Source organism: Sphingomonas sp. (assembly GCF_019635455.1).
GTDB lineage: Bacteria > Pseudomonadota > Alphaproteobacteria > Sphingomonadales > Sphingomonadaceae > Sphingomonas.
In genome coordinates this window covers 505,581-520,276 of sequence record NZ_JAHBZJ010000001.1, presented here as the reverse complement: position 1 = coordinate 520,276, position 14,696 = coordinate 505,581, and the positions used below count along the sequence as shown (strand labels likewise).

16 protein-coding genes are annotated in these 14,696 nt (G+C 60.6%); all 16 read right to left on the bottom strand.

Going from position 1 to position 14,696, the window contains the following annotated elements:
- On the bottom strand, positions 1-619 hold a 619-nt coding region (locus KF783_RS02620; protein ID WP_294076330.1), incomplete at its 3' end, for a Gfo/Idh/MocA family oxidoreductase.
- On the bottom strand, positions 616-1,620 hold the full coding sequence (locus tag KF783_RS02615; RefSeq protein ID WP_294076329.1) for a hypothetical protein: 1,005 nt from the start codon (positions 1,618-1,620) through the stop codon (positions 616-618). The genes KF783_RS02615 and KF783_RS02620, both read right to left, overlap by 4 nt.
- Positions 1,621-1,624: 4 nt before the next feature.
- Positions 1,625-2,260: a DapH/DapD/GlmU-related protein gene (locus tag KF783_RS02610; RefSeq protein ID WP_294076328.1), complete on the bottom strand. Its 636-nt coding sequence runs from the start codon at positions 2,258-2,260 to the stop codon at positions 1,625-1,627.
- Between the two features lie 12 nt (positions 2,261-2,272).
- Positions 2,273-3,457, bottom strand: a complete 1,185-nt coding sequence (locus tag KF783_RS02605) for a glycosyltransferase family 1 protein (protein ID WP_294076327.1) — start codon at positions 3,455-3,457, stop codon at positions 2,273-2,275.
- On the bottom strand, positions 3,454-4,371 hold the full coding sequence (locus KF783_RS02600) for an NAD(P)-dependent oxidoreductase (RefSeq protein ID WP_294076326.1): 918 nt from the start codon (positions 4,369-4,371) through the stop codon (positions 3,454-3,456). Before KF783_RS02600 ends, KF783_RS02605 begins: the two co-directional genes overlap by 4 nt.
- 11 nt (positions 4,372-4,382) lie before the next feature.
- Positions 4,383-5,360, bottom strand: a complete 978-nt coding sequence (locus KF783_RS02595; protein WP_294076325.1) for a hypothetical protein — start codon at positions 5,358-5,360, stop codon at positions 4,383-4,385.
- Positions 5,299-5,895 carry a DapH/DapD/GlmU-related protein gene (locus KF783_RS02590; protein WP_294076324.1) on the bottom strand — a complete coding sequence of 199 codons (597 nt, stop codon included), beginning with the start codon at positions 5,893-5,895 and terminating at the stop codon, positions 5,299-5,301. Before KF783_RS02590 ends, KF783_RS02595 begins: the two co-directional genes overlap by 62 nt.
- A 14-nt stretch (positions 5,896-5,909) precedes the next feature.
- Entirely contained in the window at positions 5,910-6,995 is a 1,086-nt protein-coding gene (locus KF783_RS02585) for a glycosyltransferase (RefSeq protein WP_294076323.1), read from the bottom strand.
- A gap of 4 nt (positions 6,996-6,999) precedes the next feature.
- Positions 7,000-8,238, bottom strand: a complete 1,239-nt coding sequence (locus KF783_RS02580) for an O-antigen ligase family protein (RefSeq protein ID WP_294076322.1) — start codon at positions 8,236-8,238, stop codon at positions 7,000-7,002.
- The gene (locus tag KF783_RS02575; protein WP_294076321.1) at positions 8,235-9,368 is read right to left on the bottom strand and encodes an N-acetyl sugar amidotransferase; all 1,134 of its coding nucleotides are present in this window, start codon (positions 9,366-9,368) and stop codon (positions 8,235-8,237) included. The genes KF783_RS02580 and KF783_RS02575 overlap by 4 nt, the downstream gene beginning before the upstream one ends.
- Complete coding sequence (locus KF783_RS02570) at positions 9,365-10,102, bottom strand: HisA/HisF-related TIM barrel protein (RefSeq protein WP_294076320.1); 738 nt, start codon at positions 10,100-10,102, stop codon at positions 9,365-9,367. Before KF783_RS02570 ends, KF783_RS02575 begins: the two co-directional genes overlap by 4 nt.
- A complete protein-coding gene (gene hisH / locus KF783_RS02565; RefSeq protein WP_294076319.1) occupies positions 10,099-10,725 on the bottom strand; it encodes an imidazole glycerol phosphate synthase subunit HisH in 627 nt (208 codons plus the stop codon). Before hisH ends, KF783_RS02570 begins: the two co-directional genes overlap by 4 nt.
- The gene (locus KF783_RS02560; RefSeq protein WP_294076318.1) at positions 10,718-11,974 is read right to left on the bottom strand and encodes an oligosaccharide flippase family protein; all 1,257 of its coding nucleotides are present in this window, start codon (positions 11,972-11,974) and stop codon (positions 10,718-10,720) included. The genes hisH and KF783_RS02560 overlap by 8 nt, the downstream gene beginning before the upstream one ends.
- A gap of 4 nt (positions 11,975-11,978) precedes the next feature.
- Complete coding sequence (locus KF783_RS02555; RefSeq protein WP_294076317.1) at positions 11,979-13,082, bottom strand: DegT/DnrJ/EryC1/StrS family aminotransferase; 1,104 nt, start codon at positions 13,080-13,082, stop codon at positions 11,979-11,981.
- 20 nt (positions 13,083-13,102) lie between these two features.
- Complete coding sequence (locus KF783_RS02550) at positions 13,103-13,570, bottom strand: acyltransferase (RefSeq protein ID WP_294076316.1); 468 nt, start codon at positions 13,568-13,570, stop codon at positions 13,103-13,105.
- A 1-nt stretch (position 13,571) separates the two neighbouring features.
- Complete coding sequence (locus tag KF783_RS02545) at positions 13,572-14,627, bottom strand: Gfo/Idh/MocA family oxidoreductase (protein WP_294076315.1); 1,056 nt, start codon at positions 14,625-14,627, stop codon at positions 13,572-13,574.
- Positions 14,628-14,696 lie beyond the last annotated feature (69 nt).

Here is a 14,696-nt window from a genome sequence, read left to right as displayed (position 1 = left end):
CGGCAAGCTCGACGGCTTCGTGCATGGTCCCCGGGTGGCGGACGCGGGTGATATCCAGACCGTGCAAATCCAGGCCAAGGTCGCTCAGCAACGCGAGAATATAGCAGCCGATGTCGTACAGGCTCGACGATCCCGGGTCGCTTTCGCTCCGGAAGGTGCCGGTGGGCATTGCCGGGATGACGAAGGCCAGGTCGATCGCGGCAACCCGGTGCGCCATGCAATAGTCGATCAGTCGGCGATAAAGGGCGCTGTGGCGTTGCATGAATGCTTCGACCAGCACCGTACCGCGCGCCGTACACAACGCTGCGATCTGCTTCGCCTCTTTCGCCGTCACGAAGGCCGGCTTTTCGACGATGACGTCGAAGCCCCCTTCGATCGCCGTGCGCGTCTGGCTGAAATGTATCAGGGGCGGACTGGCGATCACGATGACGGTGTCGTCGGGCAGCACTGGCACGGCCGCCTCCAGCGTTGCGAAAATCGGCGCATCCGGCAACGCCGTTGAGGGCTGGCGGGACACGAGGCCTACAATCGTCTGTCCATTCGCTTCGATGGCGGGGATCAGCTTCGTCCGCGCGTGGCCGCCGATACCGACAACGCAGAATTTTTCCCAGCGGCTCATCGGCTAGTCTCGTACAACGGGCCTTCGGGCGGACCGGCGAGCAGGAACTTGCGGCACAGAAAGTAAAAGGGAATGGTGACTGCGATCATCGCGACGATCACCGAAACAATTCGTCCGGCGCCCCAGTGCTGAAGCAGCAGTGCGCACCCCAGGCAGATCGCGGCATTGACGAGTTGGGGGAGCAGATAGCCAAAACCGCGATGGCGACGGTTCAACCGCTGATAAAGATGGAGATAGTTGCGCGTCAGCAGATCATGCTTCTCGACGACCCGCACTGTGAAGACATAGGCCACGTCCAGCGTAGGTAGCGCGGCCGGGATCGCCGCTTCTGGCGGGATATTTGCGAAGTTCTGAACGAAGGCAACGGCCATCGCGGTCAACAGGCCGGCAAATGCGAAGCTGCCCGCGTCGCCAAGGTAGATGGTGCGTGGCCGGCTGTTCATCACCGCGAAGGGGAGGGTGAAGGCGAGGGCGCCGAGCGCGACGGGCGGCCAGTCCGAATCCGGCGCGGCGAACATCAGGATCAGCGCGGCGGTGAGCACGATGAATGTCGCCAGGTTGAGATCGGCGCCGTCGCAGAAGTTCACCATGTTGGTGAGCACGACGCAGACGATGCCGGCCGCGGCCAGTGCCGCGATCAACAGCGGGACGTTTTCGAAATGACCCGCAAGATAGGCCAGGCCTACTCCCGCACCGGTCAGAAAGCTGACCATGACGCGAAGCCGCGCGCTGAGATTTACGATATCGTCGATCCAGAAGATCGCGGTAGCCGCCGTGATCGCGACGAGGGAAGCGACCAGTTCCGTCGATGCCCCGGAAATGATCGCGGCACCCAGCATCACCGGTGCCAGAAGGGCGCCGAAACCAGTGGGGGTTGCACCATCCTTGCGGGTGGTGAGCCAGAAACGACGATAGGTAACGGCGCCGGCAAAGGTCAGAATCGCGACGACCGACGCGTAGATGGCGAGCGAAGGGGTCAGCAGCAACGGGCTGGGCGACATCGATTCAACCTCGCTTCTGAATGACCCGGGCATCGACCGCCACGTCCCGGGTGAGCGTGGAGCCGGCCGCGATCACCGCCCGGTCGCCCACGGTCAGCGGAGGCACGAGCAGGGTCCCGGAACCGATCACCGCCTGCTCCCCGATCCGGCTTGCTTGCCTGCCCTGGCCATCCCAATTGCAGAACACCACGCCAGCACCGATGATCGTCCCCGACCCGATATCGGCATCCCCCACGAACGCGCGATGCGAGATCTTTACCGACGATCCGAAGCGACTTCTTGCCGTCTCGACATGGGCGCCCAGAATACAGTCGTCGCCGACCGTGCAATCGTCGCGGATGAAGCAGAATGGCCCCAGCAAATTGCGGGCGCCAGCATCGAGATCGGTCAAGATCGAATAGGGCCGGACGCGGTTCCCCGGACCCAGACGCACATTGGTGAGAACGCTACCGGTATCGATGCTGGTCCCGTCACCGATCGAACAGGCACCGGCGAATGACACGCTGTGGGCCAAGTGGACCGTTCCTTCACAGACAAGCTGGCTATCTTTGGCCATGAACAGCAACGGTGAGCCGAATGCCGCACGCAATTCGGCTTCGCTCGCGATCGTCCGGGCGGAGGTGAAGGTTGCGCTGAACATGGCCGCTGCCGTTCACTCCACTGGCGCTCGACCGGCGCGCGTCGTCTCGCGTATCACGGCCGAGAGGATTTGTGCGAAGGCCGCCTGCCGCTCGCGGGTTCCGGAGCGTGCGCGATCGACGGCGTCCGCGACCATATCGAAGCTGCGCGGTGCCGCCGCCTCGATCGCACGGGCAAGCGCGGCTGCATCGTCGGTGCCAAAGAAACATGCATCCGGTGCCTGTTCGCGGTGGACGGGCAAGTCGGACAACAGCATCGGGGTGCCGACCGCCTTTGCCTCCTCGACGGTGGTGCTCCAACCCTCAAACCGCGAGGGATTGAGCAGCGCGTTGGCACCGATCATCATCGCCTTGACCAGCGCGTGATCGACGCTGCCGAGCAGCCGGATATGATCGCCGGCCCCCAGCGCGGCGATGCGCGCCTCCAGTTCGGCGCGATAGCCGGGGCGGCGGGGATCTTCGCCATGGCCGGTGACAAGGATCAACCGGTCCGATCCGCGTTTCGCCAACAGGCCGGCGGCTTCGATTGCCAGCATGTGGTTCTTGTGCTGCCAGAGCTGGTTGGGAAGGAACACGAAGTTCTCAGGGATCCCGTCGGTCCGCAGTCGCGACCAGGCGGTTGCGGCATCGGGCCAACTATCCACCGGAACCGCGAAACGGGCAACATGGGTGCGACCGCGCGCTGCCGGATAATAGGTCAGGCAATCGCGCTCCGCATCCTCGCTGCTCAGCACGATCGCAGCACTGGCCGCGACCTGGGCGCGAAAGCCCAGCTCGCGCTTCAACCATGCCGCGCGGCTGAACATGCGCGACAGGCGGCGATGCTGGAAATCGGGAAACCAGGCGATGGAGGGGATCTCGCTGCGCCATCCCAGATAGATGGCCGGCGCGAACAGAACGTCGGCTCCCGCACGCGCGAGTGCGTCAAGGATCGGCGCGTTGCGACCGGTCGCCAATGTACGCCCAATGCCGCCTCTCACCCGGTCCTCGGCAAAGGCCGGGTCGATCACGATGCGCGTTCGCGGCAGATCGGCCAAGTCGCGAACATAGGGATCGTCGGCACGGTCCGGTCCGAGGCACAGCAGCGTTTCGATCTCCGGGTCGCCGAATTCCGCCAACGCACGCACCATGTTGCGCATGTACATCCAGCCGCCGAACCAGCCCTTGCCGCCGATTGGCGGGATTGCGAACCGGATCATCGCCCACCCCGCGACCGATACCATCGAGCATAGCCGCCGATGCCGTCTTCGAGGCCAACCTGCCACTCGAACCCGGTCGCCTGTAATCGACCGGGCGCCGCGACCAGGCTGAACGGGTCGCCCGGGCGGCTCTCGCCCGAAAAGCGCAGGCAGTTTTCGTCCCGGTCGAAGGCGTCTGCAAGCGTTGCGGCGATCCGGCGCACGCTGACGGGGGTTCCAGATCCTGCATTTATCACCGGCATGTCCGGGGACGCCAGCGGCGCGATGACGGCGAGCGCGCGCACGACGTCATCGACATGGGTCCAGTCGCGCAGTTCCTCGCCGGTTCCGCCAAGCATGACCGTCGGCGTGTCCGCCGCGAGCTTGCCCGACAGATCCCATAGCAGTTGCTTGGTCAGGCCCGGGCCATAAACCGAGAACAAGCGCGCTGCGGCGATTGGCATGCCGAAACTGCCGGCCCAGCCGCGACACACCGTCTCCATCGCGAACTTGTGCGCGCCATAGGGCGAAAAGGGGGAGGTCGCGGCGGTGTCGGCGATCGGACCTGCGTGGAGATTGCCGTAGACCGCTGCCGAAGAGACGACCACCAGTCGCGTTTCGGGGGCATGGGTACGCAGCCAGTCGAGTACGACGCCGCACGCCGCCACCGTCGCGGTCAGGTCACCATGCGGATCGGCCAGCGATGCCCCGACCGACGAGCCGCCCGCGAGGTGGTATATCGTGCCTGGAATGCCCGTTTCGGCCGCAAGTGCCGCCAGCGCCGCCGGTGACAGCGGCCCTGTCTGCCAGCCCTGCACCGTATCGGCGAGTCCGGCCGGCGCTGCACCGACCAGGTCAAGGCCGCTGACGCACACGCCGGCATCGGCAAGATGCCGCACCAGATGCCTGCCGATAAACCCGGCGGCTCCCGTCACCCAGGCAAGTGTCACGCTGTAGGGAGATCTGACACGCGCAGTGTCTCGCCGCTGTTGACATCGTACAGGGGCAGGTCTGCGATTGCCGCACGCCTGTCTAGGCCGCGCACGAAATCGAGCGTTCCGTCCGCCCTTCTTCCTTCTGCGAAAGAGGTTTCGCGAAACGCGTCAGCGACGCTCACCGGCCGAATTTTATCGGTTAGCAGATCCTCACGCACGAAAAAGGCATTATTACCCGCCATGTTGCCCCCGACCAGCTTGTAACTGCGCGACGCAAGAAGATAGTCAAACGCGGCGATACTAGCGCCATAATAGAGGTTGGAATGATGTGCTTTGGTTCTCCAGAAATCTGCACTGTAAGGCACTGATACGGTCGCGGTAGGTCCAAACAAACCATTATACTCAACAATGATGATTGCTGGTTTCAGGTGGCCAAGTGCTTCGAGCACAAAATAATCTACGCCGTCAATATCGACCGAGAGGATGCCGATACCTTTTAATGGAGCGCGGTCGATCAATTCGGCGATGTTTTCACGCGAAATGAACGCCTCAATCGCTGTGAGGTCATGACGCCAAAAAAAGTTTGAATTCTTGATTTTTGCGATGTGTTTCGTCGATCCATCGATTACCATCCCGCTCCAGAAATCTTTCTGCATCAGGAAGCGGCAATTAGCTTCTCGGAAGGTTTCGACACCAAATTCAACGAATGTCTTGTGTTCAATTTCGATATTTTGAGTCAGGTATTGAATGATTCCGTCCTCGCCCCATTGCGAAAAAATTTGAAATTCGGCGTCCTGTAGACAGGAGAATTCCGCATCTTTATAAGTAGCGCAAAGAAGACGACCTTGATTGACGAGAACTTTATCAAGGTCGCGAACATTCATCGCGAGCTGCTTAGCAATATTCAATGATCGGCGGAGCATGTCTTCAACCTTCGTCAGGGTTTTGCGTAAGCGGGCGGACGGGAACAGCGGGATTTCCCGCAACAACGGTATCAGCGGGAACGTCGCGCGTTACGACCGCGCCTGCGGCAACAATCGCGCGTGCGCCAATGTTCACTCCGCGCAGGACCAAAGCCTGTGCGCCGATCCATACATCGTCACCGATCATTACCGGCCGATCGCCTAAATCGATGTCATTGGGGTGACCGGTCGTCGCGATTGCCTCAAAGTGCCGCCGTCGCGCCTGCCAATCGATCGGATGGGTAAGATTGTCGAAAATCGATACGTTGTGAGCGATCAGCACATGATCGCCGATGGAAATGCCGGTACCCGACCAAATACGGGTACCCTCGCCAATGTAACACCGGGTCCCGATCGTGATTTTGCCTCCATGGGCAAAGCGCAGCAGTTCCCCGCGAACGATGCTCCCGGAACCTATGGAGATATCGGCGTCGTTTCTGCCCATATTATAGATTCGTGCGCTGGCGGTCAGGCTTACGCCGGCGCCGATTTGAGCTGTGGCGCGGCCCCTCAATCGTGCGAGCGCGCGCTGTGCCGCCCCCTTGTTTAGTCTGCGAAACACGGCTGCCCTTCCGCCTACGACGCAAGGCGCATGAACGCCTCCCACTGCTTTTGTTTAGAATAAAGGGTTGAAATTGCCTGATACCCTGCATCGGCGATCCGCTGTCTGCGAGGAGCATCGACAAGCAACGCCGAGATTTTTGTCATAAGCTCATCGGCGTTGCGATAGCTCTCAAATTGCTCGCCCGCTTTCAAACCATCGGGATATCGTCCTGCGTCGCTGATCATTGCGGCGCGACACCCCAATGCTTCCCAAACCCGCATATTGCCACGATCCTCCATCGACATATCGATGGCTCCGTTTACGACAATCTTTGCGCCACTCAAGGCATCCAGCAATTCTCGCCCAAAGACTGCGGGACGTGAAACCCGCCGGATATCCGGCGCGCGCCGATGCGGACGCAACGGGCCGAGCCAGCCCAACGGTGTCTCGGCCAAGGCGGTCAGTCGAGATCGGTCAAGATGCATCGCGATCTTGAATTCAGAGCCCAGTGCGGCGAGCGCTTCCAGCATGACGGCGCGTTTGCGATGGTGGCGTGAATAGGTTCCAACGAACACAATATCGATTTCCCGATCGTCTCGAGCTGCGTAGTTGTCCATCTCTGGATCGTGCGCTGGAAAGAAGTAAGCTGCGCGTGCGCCCTGTCGGCGAAGGTCATCAAGAATGGCTGGAAAATTGTTGACTATCAGATCGTGTCCAAAAAAGCGACCGCCCGCCGACGGTGCTGCGCGCCAAGCAATAGTCCTGCGAACGCACCCAGGCAGACGAGCGAGAAAGTCGTCGCCGTAGCGCATCGGATCAATGTTGTAGAACACCTCAGTCTTATGATGTTCGATCTGGGCAAGCAGTATCGCCTCTAACGACGCCTTCGTCGAAATGCCCTGCTCTTTCGCCCAGAGCCGCTGGCAAGCCTCATCGTCGCCGTTGGCGAAGAACGCCTCCGCCTTACGGTCTAAAACGGGCTTGAGGAAATGGGCTGCGCCGAATCGGTCGTTCAGAAATATCTCAGTTGCATCGGCGAACGACGCGCATTCTCCTCGCAGTCGGGCCAGCCGCGGTAGATAGGACGGATAGACAGCGCTATTTTGAAAGAGGCGCATAACGTCAAGACCGCCTGGATAATTCGAGAGCTGGTCTCGGCATCTCCTGTGACGCGAGCGGTGTTTCGCGCAAAAGCCACAGAATCATGAAGAAGGGGGCGGAACCCCATATCGATCCTGATATCCAGGCGTTCGCAAACATGGCTGCGCCAAGGAACGGCAACGCCCATTCTTTGCGAAGCGCATGTCGCCACGCGTTCCAGATAAGGGCGACCTGCATCCACAGCATCAGTGCAAACCCGCCGATTCCGAGCGCGAGTGCGGCCTCGATCAACAGATTGTGCGGATAAAGCCCGGTCACTGGTTCGATATATGCGTAGCCGAACAGGGGGTGTTCGAGCGCGGCGTCAATCGACAACTGGATGGCATAGACCCGTTCCAGCGCCGAGAGGTCGGAACCGATGTCGCGAAACCGGTTGATGACGCCTTCGGGTAGTCCAAAATAGGCGGTCGCCCCCGCTGCGATCAATCCAGCGAACACGTAGGTCGCATTCGCTCGGCGGTTCGCCGAACCGGTGATGATCAGCCCGATCAGCAAAGCCACGAAGGGTCCCCGAGAGCCGGAGGCAACCAATAGATATCCTCCCAGACTGATTGCTACCGCGATCGGTATTATCTGCGCGGTCCGGCGATAGCGTGCGAACAAGACCACCGCTGCCATTGCGGTGAACAGCCCATGGTAGCCGATCGAGATGGGATTGAGAAATTCCAGCGTTGCGCGCGTGTCCTCACCTGCGGCCGGATTTGCCCCCACCGCGCCGGTGACGAGCAGGAAGCCGATCATCAACGACGCTACGCTTCCCACGACCAATGTGATGCGGAGACAGGTTTCTTCGTCGAACCAGTCTCTTGCCCCGCCCATGGACAGTATCGGGATCAGAACGACGGCAACGAAGAATGTAAAATCGTCCTCAATATCCGGCAGCATCGAATAGTTCAGATCGAACAACATCCGCAGCGTATAGATCGCGAGGAACGTGACAACCAGCGGATCCAGCCGGTAGCGGCCGCGAAAAATGGACCAGGCCGCCAGCACCGCGCTGAGCAGGATGGCGAGGAAGCGATAGCCGATGTTCAGTTCGCTCGTCGCAAAACCCAAAATCTGCGAAGTCGCGGCGACGAGCGGGTAGCCGACGAGCGTCAGCGCAACGACCAGATTGCCCAGCAGGCGATACAGCGCCGGAACGGGAGCGATCGATTCCTGTGCAGGCGTTTCCGCCAACGGAACGGTCGAGCCGGTCATCGCCGAACCGCTTCCCGCAATTTACGCCTGATACCGATCAGGCGGTCGGTCACCGCCTTATCGCTGCCATAGGCGCTGTGCGGCACCAGCGGTGAGTCCATCATCGACTTCAGTTCGTCCGGCGTTAAGCCCAGCTTTTTGGCGACGAACCGTGTGTCGCGCTCCGCCTGGCGCTCCGTGATCGGCGGTGATTCGAGCACTTCCAGCGCTGCGTCGCGCGTCATCTGTCCTGACACGATCAGCGAAGACAGGTGAAGCCGCCGCTTGTCGAAGCGCTGCTTTCGCGGGAGATAGATGTCCTGGTAGAATTTCGTGAAGCGCGATTCGCTGTGTTTCGAACCGTAATCGCGCCAGCCATAGGCCGTTTCAAGCTCGCGACGGGCGGCTTCCTTGTCATAGTTGATATAGTCAAGCGGCCGATACCTCTTGGGAAGACCGCGAACCTTGGTCGTCCAAAGATATTCGAACATCGTCATGATCGGATAGGACGTTAACGGTCGCTCGCCGAATAGACGGTGAATTTCGCGTACATGCTTGCCATCGGTGGAACTGGGGCCGTCGTGCGGGACATGCAGGTTTTCTGACGCGAAGTTCACGCCTGTCAGAAACGACTGCACATTATATTCCCGTGCGATGCGCAACAAGATGGCAAAAAAGGCATGGTCTTGGGGGAAGTCCTGATTGAGGACCCCTGCGCGCAGAAACGCGCGCTGAACGTCGCGCACTTCCCCCCATTCGACAACATAGGTGATCAGGTCCATATCGAGCCCGCGCACGAGCTTTTCGATGTTGTGGACCGCAGGCTCGCTGTTCCATCCCGCATCGACATGGACCGCCAGAAGCCGAAGGCCGTGACGACTTGCCATATGATGAGCGAGATAGGCGCTGTCGATGCCACCGCTCAGTCCGACAAGCGCGTCATACGACTTGCCCTTGCCCTCGGCTTTCAGTCGCTCGACAAGTGCGGCCATCCGGCGACCGCCCTCCGCGCCGGGCCACCATTCGCTGGGCATGCGCGCCATCGCGTCCTTGCAGCAATTGCACTGACCATCCGGCCCGACGACGACTCCCTCGGCATCCTCGGTCATGACGCAAACAGAACAAATCGGGGCGTTGGTCACCGGAATCATGCGGAGTTGGTCTCCAGCCGTTCCGAATAGTCCGGGTAGCTGATCAGGACGGCCCGGAGCCGACCGATGAACGCGAAGGCGCTCCCGGATGCGCCGGCATCGGCCCCGGCCATGACAGCCGATTTCAGATGATGTACCTCGCCCGCGCCTCCCAGCGCGATGACCGGTACCGACAGGCACGGTGCGATTGCCGCGATGCCTTCGATATCCATACCGGCCCGGGTCCCGTCGAGATCGATCGACTGGAGGATAAGTTCGCCCACGCCGGCTCGTGCGAGACGGGCGGCTTCGATCTCGAGCGGAATATTCCGAGGCTCAACCAGGCGCTGTTTTCCCACAATCCGGTAGTCGAGGCACCCGACAACAGCCTGCGCACCAAATTCATGGGCGACCGCGCCGATCAACTGATTGTCGATATGCGACCGTAGGATGAGCTTTTCGATGCCGTCCGTGATCAGTCGACGGGCGTGGTCAATCGTCGCGATGCCGCCGCCATAGCTCAACGGCATGAAACACTCTGCGCCCAGCGCGGCGGCGAAGCCGAAATCCGGGACGCGGCCATCTCGCGTGGCATCGATGTCGAGCACGCATATCTCGTCCACCTGCTTCTCGTTGAACAGGCGAATGATGTTGAACGGGTCGCCGATATATGTCCGCTCGCCAAAGTTCACCGTTTTCACGACGCGGCGGTCGCGATCGATCAGCAGGACGGGGATCAGGCGCGGCGGAATCATGCGCCGAGACCTGCAAAATCGGCAAGCAGGCGCATCCCGAAACGGTGGCTCTTCTCGGGATGGAATTGGGCGCCGAACACGCATTCACGGGCGATGGCGACGGTTTTCTGCCCATCATATTCGATTGTGGCGGCGACATCCGCGGGGTCGTCGCAGACCATGTGATAGCTATGCGCAAAGTAGAAGCGCTCGGGCGGGGTGCTTTGCCGGATCAGCCAGCAAGGCTTGGTCGGAACGACTTCGCGCCAGCCCATATTGGGAATTTTCGTTCCCGGGTCGGACGGTATCATTCGACGGACGTCCGCTGCAATCAGGCCAAGTCCCTCGGCATCGCCCTCTTCGCTATGCCGGGCAAGCAACTGCATGCCGAGGCACACGCCCAGAACCTGAGCGCCGTTCCGAACGGCTGTCTGAATTGCTGTGTCCAATCCCTTCGATCGCAGCACCTGCATCGCATGTGCGAACGAGCCGACGCCGGGCAGCATCAGCCGATGTGCGCGCTCCACCCCGTCGGGATCGCCGCAAAGGCGGGTGTCGGCGTCGATATGTTCGAACATGTTCACGAGCGAAGCGATGTTGCCGACGCCGTAATCGACGATCGTGATGACGGGCCGGTCAGGCATTTTCGAGCGCCGCCCTTGTCGGTCCTTTGCGCACGCCATACTCTGCCAATGCGAGAAAAATGAGCGACACTCCGCCAAGCACGCATGCGTGCATTATCACGACGGCTTCTACTGACATGCCGGGAGTGACGATGAAACCCCAAAGCGCGATCATGCAGCCGAGCCGGAAAATTTCCCAAGCAGTCTGAATGAACTGCCGACCAAGCAGCATGAGGGTCATGTTCACGCCGCCGTAAATAAAGATGACGAGATAGGCAGGAATCATGATCCTCGCGAGTGTACCCGCGAGCTCCCATTTCGCTCCGAATACAATCGCGAAGAGCGGTGGAGCGAGAACAAACCCGATAATGGCCGGCATGATCCCGACGAGCACCAGCATCCGCAACAGTGAATGATATTGGGAACGAACCTGTGATGGATCGTTGCGAACCGCGTTGGCAAAGTTTGCCATGTAGACCTGAGAAATCGCCCCTACGAGCATGGCAACGGGAAACGATATCGCACGCTCGACCAGAGCGAACTGTCCCGACACTTCCGGGCTGAATTTCGCATAGATCATGATCGGGGTGAGCACGATCCCGATCGAGTTGATGATCCCGCCAAAAACCGTGATCAGGGGAAATTCTCGGAATTTATAGGCGGCTGCCCGCAGATCAGCGATCCGGAGCGTGCGCATGTTGCGCAGACCCTGGCCGCGCAGCGCCCGCAACAGATAGAGGCTTGCAACCAGACGCGACAATGCGTCGGCCACGATCAGGCCAAGTGAGATGCGAAGCGCACCCAGCGCCGACCCGAGTAGAGCGTAGGAACCGGCGAGAGCCACTTTGCTGTTCGCGCTCACCGCATAGAGATGCTCACGGGTAACGAGATAGCCGAGAAACTGAAAGGTTCCGATCAGGATGACGCCCAAGCCAACTAGCCAGGGCGAAACCGGAAATTGAGCATAGATGGTCGGCCAGCCGAATGAAATGGTCGTCCAGGCAAGCGTCAGCACCGTTGCGGTGGCCAAGGTCGAAAGAAGACATAACGCAAGTGTTGCGTGTAGCTCGCGACCATCGGCGGCGCGCAGCAACGCGACTTCGAAGCGAAGCGATACAAAAACCACCAGCACGAGTGTGGCGCTTTGATAAAGCTGAAAATGCCCGAACGCCGCGGGGTCATAGAGACGCGTGAGCAGCGGTAGAACAAGCAGGCCGAGCCCCTGTCCTATCACCGTCCCTCTCATGACGGTGGCGATATTGCGTATCATGGCGCTACCCGCAGGCTTCGCGTAGCGCGTCCGCTACCTGATCCTGCTGCGCTTCGGTCAGTTCGGCGAAAATCGGGATCGACAGGATGCGGTTCTGCATCCGGTAGGTGACCGGAAAATCGTCGGGGGTATGACCCAAATGTGCATAGGCTGGCAGAAACGGCAGCGAGCGCTTGTAGTTGACGACCGTCGGCACGCCGCGCGCTTTCAGCGCGTCGGCCAGGACATCGCGATTTTCCGCCTCGATCACGTACAGGTGATAGACGTGTTCACGCCCCTCAACCTCGGTCGGAAGCGTGATCCCCGGGATATCGGCAAGGATCCGGTCGTACCGTTTGGCGACGGCACGGCGACGCGCGGTCCAGTCGGTCAGATGCGGTAGCTTCACGCGCAGGATCGCGGCCTGAAGACCGTCGAGACGGGAATTGATGCCCTCCATCTCATGATCGCCCTTCACCAGGCCGCCGTGACGGGCGAAGCAGGCCATGTGGCGTGCAAGCGCCGGGTCATCCGTGGTGATCGCACCTGCATCGCCCATCGCACCCAGATTCTTGCCCGGATAAAAGGACCAGGTTGCGATATCGCCGAACCGGCCCGCCTTGCGGCCGTCGATCGTCGCGAGATGCGCCTGTGCGCAATCCTCGATCACCCACAGGCTGTGCTTTTTTGCGATTGCCATGATCGCGGGCATGTCGGCCATTTGACCGTAGAGATGCACCGGAATGATGCCCACGGTACGGCTGGTGATCTTCTCTTCGATCTTCGCGACATCGATGATCGAGGTTGCCGGATCGATATCGACGAACACCGGGGTCGCCCCATGCTGTCCGACCGTTTCGGAAGTCGAAATCCAGCTCTGCGCGGTCGTGATGACCTCATCGCCCGGCTTAATGCCCAGCGCCTTCATCGCGATATAGAGCGCATCGGTGCCATTCGCGCACGAAACCGTGTGGCTGGCTTCCATCAGCTCTGAATATTCCGCTTCGAACGCTTCCACATCAGGTCCGCGCACAAAGCTGCTGTTGGCGATGGTGCGCGCGATGGCGGCGTCGATTTCGTCCTTGAGCGACAGGTACTGGGCGTGAAGATCGACGAAGGGAATGGACATACGGTCTCCGCAGGATGGACTCAGCGATGATCGCGCAACCGGCGCGCCGGATTGCCGGCATAAATTCCGGGCTGTGTAATCGGTTTGGTGACGACCGAACCCGCGCCGATGACGACATCGTCACAGATCGAGACCGGCATGATCGTGGCATTGGACCCGATCGAAACCCGATCCCCGATTCTGGTCGATTCCCATTTCGATGTATCACCCCGGGCAGGGCCGCCGCTCGCAAAGCGGTCGTTCACGAACATGACGCCATGGCCGACGAAACAGTCCGCGCCGATCGTCACCAATTCGCAAATGAAGCTATGACTCTGCACCCGCGAGCCGGCGCCAATGACGACTCCCTTTTGGATTTCGCAGAACGGACCGACGAAGACCCGGTCGCCCAGCGTGCATTCATAGAGGTTCGCGGGTTCCACGATCGTGACGCCGGCTCCGGCGGCGATGTCGCGCACGCTGGCAACGTGCCGCCTGATTTCGGTCATTTCAGCCGCCAAGCCGCGCGTGACGCGACCTGAACCGCAACGGCACATCCTGCCCGGTCTCAATGGATTCGTAGAGCGCGGTGATCAGTTCTAGGCTGCGCCGCCCTTCAAGCCCATCAACCAGCGCCGCCGTGTCGTTTTGAAGGCAATCGACGACGTGTTCATAATAGGCCTGATGCCCGTAACCATAGACGTTCGGCGGATTGACCGAAAATTTGTCGAGCACGTCTTCATCGCCGGCCTGCGGATCAACGAAATCCCAGGTGATCATCTTGTTGACCGCGAACCCGCCGATGACGACGGTACCGCCTTCGCCGAGGATCGACAGCGACCCCTCAAGATCGCGGGGACGTGCGGCGTTGGTGGCTTCGATCACGCCGAGCGCGCCGCTCGCGAACTGTAGCGTCGCGATGGCCGTGTCCTCTGCCTCGATATCCACGAGAGCGCGGGACGCGCGCGCATGGACGGAAACGACGTCGCCCATGAAATATTCCAAAAGATCGACGTGGTGGCTTGCCTGATTCGCCAGCACGCCGCCGTCCTGCGCCCAGGTGCCGCGCCAGCTGTCCTGATTATAATAGCTCTGGTCGCGCCGCCACCGCACGCGAACCGTGCCGAGCACGAGTTTGCCAAAGCGGCCCGCATCGAGCGCCTCGCGCGCCTTGACCACCGGTACGTTCAGCCGGTTCTGCTTGACCACGAACAGCTTGACCCGTGCGCGATCACAAGCTGCAATCATCGCGTCCGCGTCCTCAAGCCGAAGCGCCATCGGCTTTTCGACAACGACATGCTTGCCCGCCTGTGCGGCCGCAATCGCATGCTCGGCATGCATCCCGCTGGGTGTCAGCACGGTAACGACGTCAACATCCGGATCAGCCAGCATTTTGTCGAGGCTGTCATAGGCCGCAACGTTGTGACGCTGGCGGGCGGCTTCGAGCCGCTCAGGATCATTGTCGCAGATGGCGGTCAGGCGAGCGCCCTCGATCTGGCCACCGCCGAGCAGATCAAGGTGCCGCTTGGAAATCCGGCCGCAGCCAACCACGCCAAACTTGATCATTCGTCGGCTACTCACATTCTATGCGGTTAGTGAATGAGCGGCGCGTTAAAAGCTTTTGGGATTAGTTGC

What these genes read in the sequence shown, in the direction of transcription:
- KF783_RS02615 (WP_294076329.1), bottom strand. Translation starts at nt 1,620, where the DNA reads ATGTCGCCCAGCCCGTTGCTGCTGACCCCTTCGCTCGCCATCTACGCG.
- KF783_RS02610 (WP_294076328.1), bottom strand. Translation starts at nt 2,260, where the DNA reads ATGTTCAGCGCAACCTTCACCTCCGCCCGGACGATCGCGAGCGAAGCC.
- KF783_RS02605 (WP_294076327.1), bottom strand. Translation starts at nt 3,457, where the DNA reads ATGATCCGGTTCGCAATCCCGCCAATCGGCGGCAAGGGCTGGTTCGGC.
- KF783_RS02585 (WP_294076323.1), bottom strand. Translation starts at nt 6,995, where the DNA reads ATGCGCCTCTTTCAAAATAGCGCTGTCTATCCGTCCTATCTACCGCGG.
- KF783_RS02580 (WP_294076322.1), bottom strand. Translation starts at nt 8,238, where the DNA reads ATGACCGGCTCGACCGTTCCGTTGGCGGAAACGCCTGCACAGGAATCG.
- KF783_RS02575 (WP_294076321.1), bottom strand. Translation starts at nt 9,368, where the DNA reads ATGATTCCGGTGACCAACGCCCCGATTTGTTCTGTTTGCGTCATGACC.
- KF783_RS02570 (WP_294076320.1), bottom strand. Translation starts at nt 10,102, where the DNA reads ATGATTCCGCCGCGCCTGATCCCCGTCCTGCTGATCGATCGCGACCGC.
- hisH (WP_294076319.1), bottom strand. Translation starts at nt 10,725, where the DNA reads ATGCCTGACCGGCCCGTCATCACGATCGTCGATTACGGCGTCGGCAAC.
- KF783_RS02560 (WP_294076318.1), bottom strand. Translation starts at nt 11,974, where the DNA reads ATGATACGCAATATCGCCACCGTCATGAGAGGGACGGTGATAGGACAG.
- KF783_RS02555 (WP_294076317.1), bottom strand. Translation starts at nt 13,082, where the DNA reads ATGTCCATTCCCTTCGTCGATCTTCACGCCCAGTACCTGTCGCTCAAG.
- KF783_RS02550 (WP_294076316.1), bottom strand. Translation starts at nt 13,570, where the DNA reads ATGACCGAAATCAGGCGGCACGTTGCCAGCGTGCGCGACATCGCCGCC.
- KF783_RS02545 (WP_294076315.1), bottom strand. Translation starts at nt 14,627, where the DNA reads ATGATCAAGTTTGGCGTGGTTGGCTGCGGCCGGATTTCCAAGCGGCAC.